We start from the raw sequence: 15,957 nt of genomic DNA, 5'->3' as shown, positions 1-15,957 counted from the left end.
TTGTCAGGAAAGGGGAGCATGATGAGGCTTGTAATTATAGGCACCCGGAAAACAGGCACAAGCCTGGCACTGGTCAGCACCGCACTGAAAAGAGGAATGCCCGTCACAATTATCAGCAATCCTGAAGACAGATTAGAGGAAGTTTTCCCTCCGGAAGTGGAAATAAAATATCTGCCTGCTGATGTCAGCATTATTTCCGGGTGGATTAGAAAAGAATACCTCAGGCCGGAAGCTGACCTGAGGATCACCACGATTAATGATGTGTACGCGAGCGTTGCTGCACAGGTCAATTCGGCACTTGACCTTCCGGGACCCGATGCCGCAGCCGTTACTCGTGCGGTATCAAAATTACAGCAGAAAAGGATACTCACCGATAACAATATCCCGACATCCGGCTATTCGGAATTCCACCTTTCAGATCATAAAGCCCGGGGGGAAGCGCTCCACAGGCTGCAGCTACCGGTAGTAATAAAACCCTCAGAAGGAACTGCGAGTAATGGCGTGAAACTCTGCTGTCAGCATTCCGAGGTAATCAGCCATCTCGACTATCTGGTTAATCAGAAAGAGCAGCGGCCGGACCTGGTCCCCAGCGATACGGTACTGCTGGAAGAATACCTGCCCGGAACAGAGTACTGCGTTGAGTATTTCGACGGGCATTACGTTGGCGCCATGCGCAAGTCCAAACGGTACGGCACCGAATTTCTGGAACGCGGCTATACGTCAGAACTGGATATTGATGAAAAGACCCTTCGTAACCTTATCGGAACAGGCGCCCGGGCAGTACAGGCGGCGGGGCTCGATTGGGGGCCGGTACATGTTGACTGCATCGTTCATAATGGTTTCGCCAGCATCATTGAATTAAATCCCAGGATTGCCGGCAGCTTCATTTGCGATATTGTCCGGGATGCCTATGGCTTTGATATGGTTGAACACCTCGTTGATAAGCTTCAGGGCAAAAAGGTCACGGTGCCTGCAGGCTTCCTGCCTGCCGCTTACGCCTGCGTTAATTTTTTCCTCGAAAGCGACCCGTTACCCTGGTCATTTACTGAAAAGGGTGAACTCAGTAACCACTTTATGCACATCAGCTACGGTCCACAGCACCTGAGTAACCGCAGGCGCAGGGCGTTCGTTTACGTCAGAAACCTTATACAGAATTTCCAGCCGGAGACTAACTAAATGAAACTAATCAGTACTGTCGTGATTGTGGATGGTGCATCAACCAGCGCGTATCTGGCGCCGGCATTCCGTTCTTATGGTGTTCAGTGTGTTCACGTTCTCAGCAGTGAGACACTGCCGGAACGCCTCAGGGCGCAGATCAATCATTCTGACTTTATACGCAGCCTCGTATATCAGGGTGATATCCGCGTGCTGGCAGAAAACCTGAAGGATCTGCAGATTGACGTGGTATTACCGGGTGGGGGAAGCGGTATCGAGCTTGCGGCCGAGCTTGCCGAAGCGCTTGATGTTCCTTACAAAAATCCCGTCCATCTTGCCAAGGCACGCCGCCATAAGTTTGAGCAGATAGAAGTCCTGAGCCGTAGCGGACTTCTCACGCCCAGGCAGTATCAGTCAGAACAGGCAGACGAGATCGTTGAATGGACGCAGGCTCATCTTACCCTGCCGGTTGTGGTGAAGCCTACCCGGGGAGCCGGTGTGAGTGGCGTGAAAGTGTGCCACACCCTTTCTCAGGTCAGGGAAGCAGCCGAAAATATTCTCAATTCAAAATCTTATTATGATGAAGATCAGAACGAAATCCTGGTTCAGTCCTGCACGCAGGGGCAGGAGTACATTGTTGATATTGTTTCTTTCGATGGCCATCACAAAGTTGTCAGCGTTTGGGAAGTGGATCGCGATCGCCGGGAATCACCGCGCCTTGAAAAAATGATGGTGGTTGACCATACCCAGCACAGATTCTCGGCACTGATTGATTATGCCAAAAAAGTACTGGATGCAGTCGGCCTTAAATTCGGACCGTCCCATATGGAAGTGATGCTAACCGTCGACGGGCCGGTAATCGTTGAGCTGAATTCCCGTCTGCATGGAAGCCTCGATCCCTTACTGACGACGGCGGTGACGGGGGAAAATCATGTGTCCGCTACCGTCAACGCGTTTGTCAATAATGCGCACTTTATTGACAGCATCGGTAAGGCCCCGGGATTCAGCGGCTACTGCGGACATGTCCTGCTGGTTTCTCCGGTTTCAGGCCGTCAGTTACAGAATTTCCCCTGGGACAGAATTGAAAGCCTCCCTTCATTTGTAAGCGTAAAGCGGTGGGTGAAACCGGACGGTCAGCTCCAGGTCACTACGGGCCTGCAGACGGCTATTGGCATGGTCGGGTTGTTTCATGAAAATTTTGAACAGCTGAACAGGGACTGGAAAACGATCAGGGCAATCGAAAATGAATACTTTATGGTTCCTCAGGCGTCAGCCGAGCCCGCATAAGAGATCTGAAAAGGCCGCACAGGCGGCCTTACTCACAGCTGACAGCCAGTATCATCTGCCCGTGCCGATTCCTGCATACGGGCAATGAGCTATCCGGGAAAACGAGGAACTTATGCATCTTGTTATTATCGGTGCCAGGAATACGGGGACCAGCCTGAATCTTGTGGACCAGGCGCTGGCCAGGGGGCTGCACGTAACGGTGATCACTGCTGAACATGATGACCTGACCCATGTTTTTAAAGAAGAAGTGAATGTCGTTACTCTGACTGTTACGGCAGATAATGTCGCTGGCTATATTCAGAATGTCATCCGTAAAGACAGCGAGTATATCCGGGTTACAACAGCACATGATATGTATGCTTCGGTGGCGGCACAGGTTTCGAATCGTCTGGGCATTCCGGGACCGGATGCTGAGGCTGTCTCTCGATGTGTTTCAAAAAAGTACCAGGACGTAATTCTGAACAGCCTGGGCTGCAGGCTGGGTGCATCATGCCAGTACAACCTTGACAATGAGTTATATCAATCCCGGTTTGAACATTTAACCTTTCCCGTTGTTTTAAAGCCAGTTAAAGGGTCGGCGAGTCATGGAATAAGAAAGTGTCACACCCCGGCTGAAGTTTCAGACCACATGCAATGCCTCAGGGAAATGTATAAAGCTCTGCCTGAAATTATACCCTCCGGAGATATAATGATAGAGAGCTTTATAAACGGCCCCGAATACTGCGTTGAAATATTCGATGGCCAGTTCGCAGGTATTATGGCGAAGAAAAAAAAGGCCGGTGATTTATTTATTGAGCGGGGGTACACCTCTGAAACCGACCTCAGTGTAAAGGCCATCAGGAATATTGCTGCGCTTTGTGAGCACGTCGTAGCCACAATGAATCTCTGCTGGGGACCTGTTCATATTGACTGCATTACTGAATCCGATAATGTTCATATTATTGAAGTTAACCCCCGCATTGCGGGAAGTTTCATTACGGATATTATCCGTGATGCATGGGGTTTCGATATGGTTAACGCGCTACTTAATAAACTGAATGGTTCAGATGTGTTCTTACCAGAGAGAGCAGAACCTTCAGGATTTGCTCAGGTTATTTTTTTCCTGGACTCCGATCCTGAAATAATGAAATTCAAAGAGAGCGGTATCCTGTCTGACAAAAATATCAGGCTGTCATTTTCACCCCAGATTTTAACCAGCAGGGAACGGAGGTCTTATCTTTATCTGGTCGTGTGTTGAATTATTTTCCGGATTCGTCTGAGCGGGAACTGCAGAACGCCTGATACCTGTTTTTAAAATGCGATCACTCCATATGGTGCGACCATTCCCGGATCTTTGCGTCTGAATATTATTGCGCCATATATTCAGCATAAGTAAGGAAAACATTGATGAATAATTTTAAGACACACTCGAACATCAGCAAGGTTCATGAAACTTCATCCCCTCACTGGAATAAAGCACGTCGCTCCAGAACTAGTCAACTGAGCGTCACGGTAAACGGAGATAACAGCCTGACGGATCAGTATGGACGTGATTTCATCCACTTCTGCACTACGTCCTATCTTGGCCTGGACTATGCGCCGGAAATTCAGCAAGGTGCCATAAAGGCTATCCAGGAACAGGCAACGCTGCGCGTAGCCTGCTCAAGGAACCGCTGCCGCCTCGCTCTGCTGGACAACTATCAGAATGCGCTCAGCGATCATTTCAACGCGCATGCCCTGGTAACGCTTTCCTGCAGCAGTGCATCAGCAGCAATGTTACCTTTACTGGCATCAGGTATTTTTAACGGCGGTATAAAGCCGTTAATGGTGTTCGACCGGTTCGCGCATTATTCAATGAATCATCTCAAAGCATTGTGCGCAGAAGAAACGTCTGTAATGACTATCGGCCATAATGACGTCACCGCTTTAGAGGACATCTGTAAAACTAATCAGCACGTTATTTACGTGGCGGATTCCTTTTACAGCATGGGTGGTATATCGCCCATCACTGAAATCGTGAGCCTTCAGAATAAGTACGGGCTTGGTCTGTTCTACGATGATTCTCATGCAATGAGCATTTCTGGCACCTGCGGTACCGGTTATGCCCGCTCTTACTTTACTGAACTCCCTGAAAACACCTTTATTGTTGCTTCCCTGGCCAAGGCATTTGGCGCTTCGGGTGGCGTTATACTGTACGGAGATAAAAAGATCACCCCGGTAATTGAACAGTACGGCGGCCCGGTTAACTGGTCCCAGAGCCTGAATGCGGCCGGCATAGGCGCCGGAATGGCTTCACTGGCGATACACCACTCGGCATTGCTGCCCCGGCTGCAAAAAAAGCTGTCTGATAACATCCATCATTTTGATCAACTCCGCGGCACAAGAGGTGATTCGAGCCCCAGTCCGGTAAGGTTAATTCGGTGTTTGAGCGCAGAAGAATGCATCTGGCTCAGCACAAAGCTGGCAGAGGAGGGCTTCCTTACCTCTCCGGTATTTTTCCCCGTTGTACCTAAATCAAGCCCGGCAATACGGATCACCTTAAGGGCTGATATGAAGAAGGAGCAGATCAGCGCCTTTCTGGCAAAGCTGAACTCTTTGATGACAGAAAGAGAGGTGCTTAATGAAAAGCCCGTTAATTTTTAATGCCTTTGTCCTTAACTCCCTTACCCATCTTAATCCGGGCCAGTGGAAAAATCCGGACAATCACTGTGCCGGTTTTATGACTCCGGATTACTGGGAAAAGCTGGCCAGCACGCTGGAGGACGCTCTGTTCGATGGGGTTTTTTTTGCTGATGTTTTAGGCCTCCATACTCAGAAAAATGATGAGTCAGAATATTGCATGTCCAGGGGCATTCAGTTCCCTCTTCACGATCCAGCCCCGGCGGTCGCGCTTATGGCATCCGTGACGCGTAACTTATGCTTCGGCATGACCTCGTCAGTTTTTGCTGACACACCTTATCTGTTTACCAGAAAGATGAGTACGCTGGATCATCTTACCCGGGGCAGAATGGCCTGGAACATCGTCACGTCTTATCTGCCATCGGCCATGCAGGCAATGGGGCTCATCGCTCCTCTGAATCATAAAGAAAGGTACCTTTATGCAGAGGAGTACGTCTCGCTGTGCATGGAAATGTGGGCCGCCCCCCCCCGGATGACCACCATCCCGGATGACACTTTCTTTTCATCTGCAAAAAAAGTGAGATTTGAGGGGGATTATATAAAATTCTCCGGATACGGTCTGTCAGCGTACTCTCCGCAGGGCTACCCCGTTCTCTACCAGGCCGGAGCATCTGATACAGGACTCGCTTTTGCCGCTAAAAATGCAGAGTGCGTTTTCCTGGCCGGTAAGTCGGTAGAAAATACTAACCGTCTCATGTCCGGCATAATCCATAAGTTCTCAGAACGGAAGAGGCCGCGCACGTCCTACCGTATCATCCCTCAGGTAACTTTTATCACGGCAGAAAATAACAGAGTCGCTCAGCAGAAGTATGAACATATGCTGCATTTTGCAGATATAAAGGGTGCGGAGATTTTAGCTTCTGCCTGGCTGGGTATTGATCTGACCGACCAGGATCCACTCCGCCCGCTGGCTTCCTTTCAATCAGAGGCCATTCAGTCATTTGCTGAGCAGTTTACAGTATCAGGTCACAGTAAATGTCCCGAAACTGTCGGCGAGCTGATCCGGCGTGCGGCTGTCGGAGGACTGGGGTGCGTTATGGTGGGCGGTCCTTCAGAACTGGCTGATAAAATTGTTACTTTACAGCAAAACGGCGCGGACGGGTTTAACCTGCCCAGCATAGTGAACTCCGGAACTTATGAGGATTTTATAGGCTATTTAATCCCGGAACTGAAGAACAGAGGCGTGTATAAAACTGAATATTCAGAAGGAACGTATCGGGAAAAAATATTCGGCGCTTAAAAATTAATATATTCATCAAGTTAACGCCTGAGATTCAGAACTTGCAGTTCTGATCTGAGACGAAAAATACTTTCGGACCCCATCAGGACAACAAACTCTACAATTCGAACAGTAAAAACGCCGCTTATGCGGCTTTTCCTGTCCTGATCATTTCTCATGCATAGTGAGCCTCCGTATATCCGGGGTTGCCTTGGCTGTTCATGCCGCACTGGCAAAGCATTTACTCCCTAAAGTTACCTTCAATTTTACTAAACGACCCTCAGCAAAAAATATCTCTCGGGATCCGCTTCTGCCTTTTTTCGGATCTTCGATAAAAAGAGACAAATCAGAATATGTGATGCATATACATATGTCCTGCATCTGCATATACTTAACAGATGCATATGCTTTACATCTTCATATACATCGCATATGCTTTATCTATGCAGCGCTGTTCTGCCACAAAAAATAGCCGGTATCGGCACAGTGTCGGAAATCCGACCGGAAGGAGTAACCATGAGAACCGTATCCATTTTTAAAAACGGCAACAATCGCGCCATTCGTCTTCCTCGTGACATGGATTTTGAAGGAGTGAGCGAACTCGAAATCATCCGGGAAGGGGACAGCATCATCCTGCGTCCCGCCCGGCCGACCTGGGGCTCATACCTTGAACTCGAAAAGGCCGATCCGGACTTTATGGCAGAGCGCGAAGACGTTGTCAGCGACGAAGGACGATTTAACCTGTGAACACAACCTATATGCTGGATACCTGTATCTGCTCGTTCATCATGCGCGAGCAGCCGGAAGCCGTACTGAAGCGCCTGGAGCAGGCAGTGATGCGCGGCCACCGCATCGTGGTGTCGGCCATCACCTACTCAGAGATGCGCTTCGGCGCCACCGGCCCGAAGGCCTCGCCGCGACACGCACAGCTGGTTGACGCGTTCTGCGCCCGGCTCGATGCCGTCCTGCCCTGGGATCGCGCCGCGGTGGATGCCACCACGGAGATTAAAGTGGCGCTGCGCCAGGCCGGGACATCGATCGGCCCGAACGATACGGCGATTGCCGGGCACGCCATCTCGGCTGGCGCCGTGCTGGTGACGAACAATACGCGGGAATTTGCGCGTGTTCCGGATCTGGCTCTGGAAGACTGGGTATATTAAACCCGGGTATGAATTGCAGGATATTAAAAGAATGAATGAACTGAAAATTGACAATCCGGCTCAACGATTACTGGATATTCTTTAAGCAGGAAAAACACAAAAACGGGACCAAAACTGTCGCTTGGTATGGGTCTTTCTGCTGCAGGCTCAGAAAAATAATGAGCAGCATCTTCTTTCCCGCCTGGCTATGCTCTGCCTAATCACATCTGTCAGGTCGATAACCTTCCGTTAAACCCGAACGGAAAGACTGATGAGCATGCACTACGTAAGCATTATGAATTTGCGCTCGAAGAGAAAAACCTGCGCCTGCTGGCCAGACGCATCAAAGCTTACGCGTTTCCGTCACACTACACACTTGGAGACCTGCATCTCACATCCCTGGAAATTGTTGAACTGATAATTGAGCTCGAAATGGCCTATGCGGTCAGGTTACCTGCACCGGATAAAAAACAATTGCTGCATACCCTGGCTAAAGAGTGTGAAACATTACCCACCACTGCCGTTGCGCACTCTGCAGGAAGCCCTCTATTACCGACTTTCAGCCGCACACTACCCTCGCAGGGATACTACTGTGACAATTATTTCAGATACCAGATACGTCGGGATGCGGTGTCCGTGACGCTACAGTTTCCAGAGGGATATCTCATAGAATCGCTGAGAAAAGGCATAAGGGACCTGCTCTGCTTTGTTCCTTCACTGTATCTCAAAATCCGGGAGCAGGATGGTGAATTCTGGCAATACGATGCCCCCGCTCTGGACGAAGTAGATCACTATGAATTGGAAGATTCTTCAACAAGTATACTGTCGAAGGATTTTGATTTTGAAGCGGGCAAGCTGTTCTATTTTCAGCTAAAAAGTGGAAATAAGGGCCCTCAACTCACGTTGCACTTCGCGCACGTAATTGTGGATGGTTATTGCTCCTTAACAATGATAACTGTCTCTGACATCTTATGTATCAGTCATAGCACCATATCCTGGCCCGGACTGACTCGATCAACATTTCGATAGTAAGAGGGATGGCCTCGCGCGGGTTTTCTGGATAGTAGAGGCTAAAATTCACCTGGTCAGAATCCATTGCAAACGCATCGAAGACGTTCTGAAGGCATTCCGCAGCATCTTCAGGGTCCAGCTTCATGTCCAGATTGAGCGACGTCTCTGGCGTGAGTGTTTTTTTCCGGAACGTCAGCAGTGAGCGACCGTTCCACGGCTCAATGAGTGCCATTACGCGTGTCTGGGTGTCATCTACCATAACTTATCCTCCCCGCGGGCGATGGCATTATTCAGTCTGACTGAATTGAAACTGATATTGGCAACGTCTCTGGCCAGAATCACCCAGCCCACTACGTGTATCGCCCGTCCGACAAAGGTGCTGAGCTTATGCGTAAAAAGAATACGCGCGGTCCGGGGCGGGTATCCCCCTACGATGGTTGGCAGCTGAATGCCGAAGGGAAACTTGGCTTTAGGGAACACCCTGCGTGCTGCCCGTGAGGCATAGGAGGTTCCCTTGAGAGCATCGCGCGGTTTGGTGCGGGTAGTCAGGACATTACGTCCGGACAGAATGGCCACGATCGCGCCGAAATCATCAATCCCCAGCTGTTCGGCGACTTCTTCACAGAAAATCATGATAAATAGCTCACCGGCGGTGAGGTTGGGTCTGCCTGCGTAGAAATAGGTGTTATTGAGTTCTTCAGTCGTGTCCACTGCCAGCTCCTGCAGGTTCAGCTTCATTTATCGTCCTGACGCTTCTTGAACAATACCTTCCGCGTTCAGGCCTGACAACCAGTCAGGCACAGGATAAACAGATACGGTACTTCAGCCATATCTCCCTGCAGTTAAAAGACACCAGTGTCAGGCGCAGGGAAATGCAGGCATGTCTGACTTCGCAGCAGCATCCCAGTACCACCAACGGCCGGGCCCAAATTCCGCATCATAGTGAGAGGTTTTTACCTGCCTGCGCTGCAGGTACTCTGGCAAGTTCATGCCGAACACTTCCATCGGAAGCGCGTCCACGCCAGGAACGTCTTTGAGCACAAAATCCGGAAACACATCTTCTTCACCGTCGTAGCGCAGAGGCTTGATAAAGGCGCGTTTTTCCTGCCACAGCCCCCTCATAGCCGGAATCCAGCTGAATAAAGCGTGGGCTGACCGTCATCAGCGCCACATCAATCACGATAATGCAGCTGGTCGGCCGGCTACGCCCGTCTGTTTGCCTGAACGATGTTTCCGGCGGCTCTGTTTCAGCGATAATCACGACTTTCATCCCCCTGCGCCAGTCGCCAGGCTCGCGGCTAAAGCTACGCTCCAGGCGGTGACGAACGTCTTCAGGCAGAACCAAATCTGGAAAACCAGAAAACAGTCCCAGCGGCAGTATAGTCTTCCGTCGTGCTTCACCGGCTTCACTCCAGCCTGCACAGAAACGATGATACGTCGCCATTTGTTCTTTCCGGCCGCTCTCAGGTGTTCCCGGTTAGCGATAACCTGCGGCGTATCTTTCATGACCATGAGCAGCAGAGATTCTTCCAGCTGAACGCGACCAATGCGAATCCGGGCAGCCGTCTGCTGCAGGCGCCAGCTCACCCAGCCAGTGCCGCCGCAGTCGGCTTATTGGTGAAACTGTATGCTGTCATAATGAGACTTCTTTCAGCACCATCAATAGGTTCAGACACTATTTTTAATGCATCTCTTTCAGCCGTAAACGGTAAACCCACGCTGATTTCAGGTGCTGAGGAATAAGGCAAGGCGGGCGCAGCAATAATGATGACCAGCGCGAAATTATTCGAATAATAAGATAAACACGCTCACCAGAAATCAGCGTTTCAGCAACTGCTGGCAGAGAAGATTATCCTGCGCGGCGCGCTGTTGCTCATCGGCCTTCAGTTGCTCCCAGCGAGCAATCACACTGCGGCCCAGCCGCGGTTTATAGGCTATTTTCTGCAGCGCATAGTCAGAATTACCGCCTTCAATAACATTTCGCATCTGCTGGTCGAGGGGCTGCTTACTATCATGATCAATCGCGCACAACACCGCGACGTAATACGCCTTATCTTCCTCGCTGTCGTGTGGGATAAACCACCAGGCGGCCAGGGCGAGGATCAGCAGCAGGGGCAGGATATATTTTACTTTAGCCATTTTAGTCACCGGTTGAGTGCCGTTAAGTCAGCCGGGTATGGCCAGACGCAGGGCGCGTATCCTGCCACAATTTCTGCTCACCGTTAACCTTGTTCATCCCCTGTTGAGGCAATGTTCAGTTTGCTGGCACTTCAATCAGCGTCGTACTGATTTGCGCACCCGGCATCATCTGCTGTAATCCCGAAACCAGATCGTCGCTGGCCTGTTGCAGCGCGGAAAGCGGCATAGCGTGCAGACTTTCCAGAATGAACCACATCTGCTGCGCGCTGGCATCCAGTCGGGTGCGCACGCCCTGACGCCAGTTCCAGCGGCGACAGGTTACGCCCTGATCGTCGCGCCAGATTACTTCGCCTGGTTCCGGTAACTCATAAACGACTTCGCCCTCTTTAACGGTATCGAAACGTTCACTGCCGTCAGCAATCACCAGACGTGGTTTGCCAGCATAGGCCGCGATATTTTCACCCCCGACCGGCAGCGCATAACGAATGCTGATGGCGTTATAGAGATCGACAACCGGATCGATAGCGGGCAGTGTGCCATCCCGCAGCACGCGCTTACGCAATGCTTCAGCCGAACAGGGCGTACGTTTCGCTTTGGCACCAAAGGCTTTAAACACCTCAGCCCAGGCGGCGAGATGTGCGTCTGCCCACGGCGCATCATCATTTAATACCTGCTGGCATGCGCTCCTCAGTGCTTCGCTGGCAACTTCTGGTCGGGTAATCGGTGTGGCTTCCACCGCAATGCTCATGGCACGAAAGCCAGGAGCGAGTGTGAAAATAGCCGGATCGATTGACGGATGAACAGATAACATTGAATACTCTCTCAGTGACTAATTTATTTCATAGTAATGACCGATGACCAAAAAAGTCAATATAACGACCGATGCCGGAGCTGATGTCGCCACTGTCAATCAGGCTGTTTCAGACCGCATAAAAAGCTGGCGCAAAAGCCAGAAACTCTCGCTGGATGAGTTATCCCGCCGGGCAGGCGTCAGTAAAGGGATGCTGGTGGAGATCGAAAAGGGTGCCGCCAATCCCAGCATCGCCATTCTGTGTAAAGTGGCTGCCGCACTGGGCGTCTCGGTAGCGGATATCGTTAGTATCTCGCATGCACCTGACGTCTGGCTGATTGAAAACAGCGAAATGCCCGTGCTGTGGCACGGTGAGCAGGGCGGGAGTGCGCAGCTGCTGGCCGGCACCCGTGGGCCGGATATGATCGAGCTATGGCGCTGGCAGATGTTTGCAGACGAGGTGTTCAGTTCCACCGGGCACTCGTCGGGCACGCTGGAATTGCTGCACGTCGAGCAGGGCATGCTGGCTCTAACCGTGGGTGAGCAGACGCTGATGGTTCAGCAGGGCTGTGCGGCGGTGGCCCGTACCGATATGCCCCATGCCTATGCCAGTGCCGATGACCAGCCCGTTATCTTCACCATGACGGTGGCGGAACTGCAGCGCTGACGGCGTTTTTATTCGGCTGTCGCTTCGCCGGGAAAGGCAAGCAGCAGCGTTTTCAGCAACCCCTCCAGTTCGGCGCGCTCTGATGCGGCCAGCGGTGCCAGCACCGCCTCCTGAATTGCGGTATGTGCACGAAGTGCCTGCTCAATCTGTTGCTGCCCGTGTGGTGTCAGCCCGACCAGCATGCTGCGCTTATCCTCTGGCGCAGCAACACGTTCAATCAGGTGCTGCTGCTCCAGCCGGTTCAGGCGATTTGTCATTGCGCCGGAGGTCACCAGCAGTGACTGGTAGAGCTGCGTGGGTGACAGCCGATAAGGGGATCCCGCCCGTCGCAGTGTCGCCAGCACATCAAATTCCCCCTCCTGAAAACCAAACGGCGCCAGTGCCTCACTGCGCGCTTTAGCCAGATGTTTCATCAGCCGCAGCACTCTGCCGAAAATACGCATGGAAGCGGTATCCAGGTCGGGCATCGCGTCGTCCCACTGGCTGACAACGAAATCAATATGGTCATGCATAAATCACCTTTAAATACTGTGGTTATTTTGTCGGGTTGTGCGCAGCCTCTTAACACCAGGGGGAATTTATCTTAACGTTAAGATAAATGATGACAGCCCGTTGCTGTCGTCGTCAATCCTCTGTTAAGGCGTCAATGATGAAAAATAAGGTGTTGTTCCCCATTCTGTTTGCCGTGATCGCTTTTCTTATCGGGCTGAACCTGCGCCCAATGCTGGCGATTATCGGCCCGCTGTTCCCGGTGTTGCAACTGCAGGCCGGGCTGTCGGCGACGACGTTCAGTCTGCTGACCACGTTGCCGGTGGCGATGATGGGTCTGGCCGCACTCTCTGTCCCGTGGCTGATTGCCCGCATCGGGCCGGTAAGGGGAATCGCCGCCGGTTTGCTCTGTCTGACTGTCGCTTGCCTGTGGCGCGGCGTTACGCTTACTCCCTCTCAACTGCTGCTCACCGCGCTGGCGGGGGGCGCAGGCATTGGCGTGATACAGGCGCTGATGCCCGCTCTTATCCGGCAACGCTTTGCTGAAGCAGCGGCGACGCTGATGGCGCTGTTCAGCACGGGCATTATGGCGGGCGCGGCACTGACTGCAGCCGTTGCTGACCCGCTGTTTTCATGGCTGGGCCTGCAACCCGCGCTGGCCCTTTCCGGCGGATTAACGCTGGCAACACTGCTGATCTGGCTGACTTTAGTCAGGCGATCGCCGCAGGTGAGCGTGGCCTCTGATGCAGCGACGATGTCCGTGCGGCTTACCCTGTTGCTGATGCTCTTTTTCGGCATTGGCACGGGTGCTTATACGTTAGTGCTGGCCTGGCTGCCGCCATTCTATATTCAACTGGGCTGGAGTGCTCGCCACAGTGGCTATCTGCTCGCGGCCCTGACGTTAACCGAAGTGGTGGCAGGATTCATCATCTCGGCGATGTTACATCGCTTTCCCGATCGCCGTCCGCTGCTGCTCGGCGTGCTGGGCCTGTTGTTGCTGGGGCTGCTGAGTCTGGTCTTTTACCCGGGTACGATGCCGATACTCTCTTCACTGTTACTGGGTACGGGCATCGGTGCGCTCTTTCCGCTGTCGCTGATCGTTACGCTGGATCATGCACGCAGTGCCAGAGAAGCGGGCATTCTGCTGTCACGTGTACAGGGTGGCGGATACCTGATTGCGGCTCTGATGCCGCTGCTGGCAGGCTGGGTGCGTGATAGCGGAACGTCAATGACTCAGGCCTGGCTGATCATGAGCGCTGGCGTGGTGGTACTGATGGTGATTGCCTGGCGCTTCAGACCGCAGAACCGCGCAGCCTGAATAAAGCCGTTGCCGATCAATGGCGATCTGGCATGCTGGAATAAAATCCCTGAACCCGGAGTGCATTGTGAAAGTGATTGGTCTGTTAGGCGGCATGTCGTGGGAGTCTACCGCGCTCTATTACCGCATTCTCAATCAGCAGGTTAAACAGCAATTGGGTGGCCTGCACTCAGCGGAGCTGGTGCTCTGGAGCGTCGACTTTCAGCGCATAGAGCAACTTCAGACTGCGGGCGAATGGCAGCAGGCGGGCGAGATTCTGGCTGAAGCGGCTCGTAATCTGGAACGCGCTGGTGCGCAGTTCATCGTGCTCTGTACCAACACCATGCATAAAGTGGCGGCGCAAATCAGTGCCGCAACAGATATACCGCTGCTGCATATTGCCGATGCCACCGGACGTCGCATTCAGCAGGCCGGTATACGTAAGGTCGGATTACTGGCGACGCGCTTCACTATGGAGCAGGATTTTTATCGCGGGCGTCTTCAACAGCAGTTCGGTCTTGAGGTGATGACGCCCAATGAAGCGGATCGTCTGTTTGTGCATAAGGTGATCTACCATGAGCTGTGCCTGGGCGAAATCATTCCCTCGTCGCGTCGTCGCTACAGGGAGATTATGCAGTCACTGGTGGCGCAGGGGGCTGAGGCCATTATTCTGGGCTGCACTGAAATTACTCTGCTGGTTGATGCCACCGATGCCAGCGTGCCGCTGTTTGATACCACCCTAATCCACGCGGAAGAGGCCGTTATCCAGGCTCTGACTTAACGCTTATCCTCAATAGGGGAATCGCATGAAAATAGACAATCTGCCGTTTGGCCTGACGCAGTGGGATCAGGTGGAAGAGACAATTCATCCCGGCGAACAGGGACAGGCGACGTGGCGAACCATGAAATTTAACGACATCCGGGTTCGCATGGTCGACTACTCGCCAGGTTATGTCGCCGACCACTGGTGCACCAAAGGTCATATTCTGCTCTGCATGGCGGGTGAGTTGCATACTGAACTGGCTGATGGCCGCCGTTTCGTGCTGACTCCGGGCGTCAGCTATCAGGTCGCGGATGAGGCTGAACCGCATCGTTCTTTTACAACGACAGGTGCGCAACTCTTTATCGTCGACTGAATTAGCAATCCGCTTTTGCAAGGCTTGCCCGCTGGTGGATCATCGCGCCGTTGACACTTTTAAAAGTAAACTGAATCTGCTTTATAAAAATCAGCAAAATTAATGGCTTATTTCATCAGAGTTATCTGGTTCTGACAGGAATTATTTCCATCAGGTTGTATGCTTGAAGCCTTATAAGAACGTTTTGCATTCACCTGATGTGGGGAAGCCTGTGCTGATAAAAAAGAAGAAAGTTCGTTCACATACTGAAGACCGACTGCTGGCGCTGGTGCTGGCGACCACCGCCGGCATCCTTAATGCCATGGCGCTGGGGGCGTTTGGATTTTTCCCATCGCATATGACCGGTAACACTTCGCAGATATCTCAGGAAGTCACCACCAGCGATCTTCACACTATGCTGTTTTTGATGGCGCTGATTATTGCCTTTGTACTGGGCTGTACCGTTGCCCGGCTGGCGGTAGTGGTGGGGATCAGGCATAAGTTACGCACCATTTTCTGTCTGATTATTCTGGCGGAAGGTGCGGCGCTGACGGCGGCGTCGATCTTTGAGCTGATGTTCTACCGGCCAAGCTTTAACGGGGAAGTTCTGATAATGCTGGGCTTTTTGATGGGAGTGCATAATGCAACCTCGACACAGCTCTCCAATGGCCGCGTCAGATCGACCCACATTACCGGTACGCTGACCGATGCAGGCATAGCGCTGGGGTCGTGGATTTTTGCGCATACGTCTCATGCTGTGCATCTGGAAACCGACGACCGTCGCTTCTTCCAGAAGGTTCTTCACACCCATCTGACGACGGTGTTCTCCTTCCTTAGCGGCTGTATTGCCGGATTGCTGCTGTTTAAAAGCTATGGGTTTAACGCGATGGTGGGACTGGGCGTGTTTCTGATGCTGGTAGCACTGACGGCTATCGCCGTCACCGTCCAGCGCACCCGCAGAAGCCTTTACTGATATTCCGGCCCGCTGCAC

General features: G+C 52.2%; 19 protein-coding genes. 12 read left to right on the top strand and 7 right to left on the bottom strand.

The genetic code is table 11. The annotated features are described in order from the left end of the window. The first annotated feature begins 18 nt into the window (after positions 1 to 18). From K6R05_RS18885 to K6R05_RS18855, 7 genes are all read left to right on the top strand, one after another. Positions 19 to 1,176, top strand: a complete 1,158-nt coding sequence (locus K6R05_RS18885; RefSeq protein ID WP_222925618.1) for an ATP-grasp domain-containing protein — start codon at positions 19 to 21, stop codon at positions 1,174 to 1,176. Continuing rightward, positions 1,177 to 2,442 (top strand): ATP-grasp domain-containing protein, encoded by a 1,266-nt coding sequence (locus K6R05_RS18880; protein ID WP_222925617.1) that lies wholly within the window; start codon positions 1,177 to 1,179, stop codon positions 2,440 to 2,442. 112 nt (positions 2,443 to 2,554) lie between these two features. Continuing rightward, a complete protein-coding gene (locus K6R05_RS18875; protein ID WP_222925616.1) occupies positions 2,555 to 3,679 on the top strand; it encodes an ATP-grasp domain-containing protein in 1,125 nt (374 codons plus the stop codon). Positions 3,680 to 3,828: 149 nt separating this feature from the next. Next, positions 3,829 to 5,064 (top strand): aminotransferase class I/II-fold pyridoxal phosphate-dependent enzyme, encoded by a 1,236-nt coding sequence (locus tag K6R05_RS18870; protein WP_222925615.1) that lies wholly within the window; start codon positions 3,829 to 3,831, stop codon positions 5,062 to 5,064. Then, the gene (locus K6R05_RS18865) at positions 5,042 to 6,340 is read left to right on the top strand and encodes an NtaA/DmoA family FMN-dependent monooxygenase (protein ID WP_222925614.1); all 1,299 of its coding nucleotides are present in this window, start codon (positions 5,042 to 5,044) and stop codon (positions 6,338 to 6,340) included. Before K6R05_RS18870 ends, K6R05_RS18865 begins: the two co-directional genes overlap by 23 nt. A 495-nt stretch (positions 6,341 to 6,835) precedes the next feature. Then, on the top strand, positions 6,836 to 7,066 hold the full coding sequence (gene vapB / locus K6R05_RS18860; protein ID WP_110332107.1) for a type II toxin-antitoxin system VapB family antitoxin: 231 nt from the start codon (positions 6,836 to 6,838) through the stop codon (positions 7,064 to 7,066). After that, a complete protein-coding gene (locus tag K6R05_RS18855) occupies positions 7,063 to 7,479 on the top strand; it encodes a type II toxin-antitoxin system VapC family toxin (protein WP_161736537.1) in 417 nt (138 codons plus the stop codon). The genes vapB and K6R05_RS18855 overlap by 4 nt, the downstream gene beginning before the upstream one ends. A 955-nt stretch (positions 7,480 to 8,434) precedes the next feature. Here K6R05_RS18855 and K6R05_RS18850 read toward each other — a convergent pair. The 6 genes from K6R05_RS18850 to K6R05_RS18830 form a co-directional block, all read right to left on the bottom strand. Then, the gene (locus K6R05_RS18850; RefSeq protein WP_222925613.1) at positions 8,435 to 8,728 is read right to left on the bottom strand and encodes a DUF1493 family protein; all 294 of its coding nucleotides are present in this window, start codon (positions 8,726 to 8,728) and stop codon (positions 8,435 to 8,437) included. Then, positions 8,722 to 9,180, bottom strand: coding sequence for an STM2901 family protein (locus tag K6R05_RS18845; protein ID WP_222925641.1), 459 nt, complete (start codon positions 9,178 to 9,180; stop codon positions 8,722 to 8,724). Before K6R05_RS18845 ends, K6R05_RS18850 begins: the two co-directional genes overlap by 7 nt. A 147-nt stretch (positions 9,181 to 9,327) precedes the next feature. Further along, a complete protein-coding gene (locus K6R05_RS22190; RefSeq protein WP_262390928.1) occupies positions 9,328 to 9,591 on the bottom strand; it encodes a DUF1173 domain-containing protein in 264 nt (87 codons plus the stop codon). Between the two features lie 144 nt (positions 9,592 to 9,735). Beyond that, complete coding sequence (locus K6R05_RS22185) at positions 9,736 to 10,056, bottom strand: hypothetical protein (RefSeq protein WP_262390927.1); 321 nt, start codon at positions 10,054 to 10,056, stop codon at positions 9,736 to 9,738. 231 nt (positions 10,057 to 10,287) lie between these two features. After that, positions 10,288 to 10,608, bottom strand: coding sequence for a hypothetical protein (locus K6R05_RS18835; protein WP_222925612.1), 321 nt, complete (start codon positions 10,606 to 10,608; stop codon positions 10,288 to 10,290). Between the two features lie 115 nt (positions 10,609 to 10,723). Further along, complete coding sequence (locus tag K6R05_RS18830) at positions 10,724 to 11,419, bottom strand: B3/B4 domain-containing protein (RefSeq protein ID WP_222925611.1); 696 nt, start codon at positions 11,417 to 11,419, stop codon at positions 10,724 to 10,726. Positions 11,420 to 11,462: 43 nt separating this feature from the next. Here K6R05_RS18830 and K6R05_RS18825 point away from each other — a divergent pair, with 43 nt between their 5' ends. Continuing rightward, positions 11,463 to 12,065: a helix-turn-helix domain-containing protein gene (locus K6R05_RS18825; protein WP_161736542.1), complete on the top strand. Its 603-nt coding sequence runs from the start codon at positions 11,463 to 11,465 to the stop codon at positions 12,063 to 12,065. Positions 12,066 to 12,073: 8 nt separating this feature from the next. Here the strand turns inward: K6R05_RS18825 and K6R05_RS18820 are convergent, their stop codons facing one another. Beyond that, positions 12,074 to 12,577, bottom strand: a complete 504-nt coding sequence (locus K6R05_RS18820; RefSeq protein ID WP_161736543.1) for a MarR family winged helix-turn-helix transcriptional regulator — start codon at positions 12,575 to 12,577, stop codon at positions 12,074 to 12,076. A 137-nt stretch (positions 12,578 to 12,714) separates the two neighbouring features. Between K6R05_RS18820 and K6R05_RS18815 the strand changes: the two genes are divergently transcribed. The 4 genes from K6R05_RS18815 to K6R05_RS18800 all read left to right on the top strand — a co-directional run bounded on the left by K6R05_RS18815 (position 12,715) and on the right by K6R05_RS18800 (position 15,939). After that, positions 12,715 to 13,872 carry an MFS transporter gene (locus tag K6R05_RS18815; RefSeq protein WP_222925640.1) on the top strand — a complete coding sequence of 386 codons (1,158 nt, stop codon included), beginning with the start codon at positions 12,715 to 12,717 and terminating at the stop codon, positions 13,870 to 13,872. 67 nt (positions 13,873 to 13,939) lie between these two features. Beyond that, the gene (locus K6R05_RS18810; protein WP_222925610.1) at positions 13,940 to 14,632 is read left to right on the top strand and encodes an aspartate/glutamate racemase family protein; all 693 of its coding nucleotides are present in this window, start codon (positions 13,940 to 13,942) and stop codon (positions 14,630 to 14,632) included. A 25-nt stretch (positions 14,633 to 14,657) separates the two neighbouring features. Continuing rightward, on the top strand, positions 14,658 to 14,987 hold the full coding sequence (locus K6R05_RS18805) for a DHCW motif cupin fold protein (protein ID WP_135911024.1): 330 nt from the start codon (positions 14,658 to 14,660) through the stop codon (positions 14,985 to 14,987). Between the two features lie 211 nt (positions 14,988 to 15,198). Then, positions 15,199 to 15,939 (top strand): YoaK family protein, encoded by a 741-nt coding sequence (locus tag K6R05_RS18800; protein ID WP_161736545.1) that lies wholly within the window; start codon positions 15,199 to 15,201, stop codon positions 15,937 to 15,939. Positions 15,940 to 15,957: the final 18 nt, after the last annotated feature.

Source organism: Pantoea alfalfae (assembly GCF_019880205.1).
Taxonomy (GTDB): Bacteria; Pseudomonadota; Gammaproteobacteria; order Enterobacterales; family Enterobacteriaceae; genus Pantoea; species Pantoea alfalfae.
Note: the sequence above shows the minus strand (reverse complement) of the source record. Positions and strands in the feature narration are given on the sequence as shown.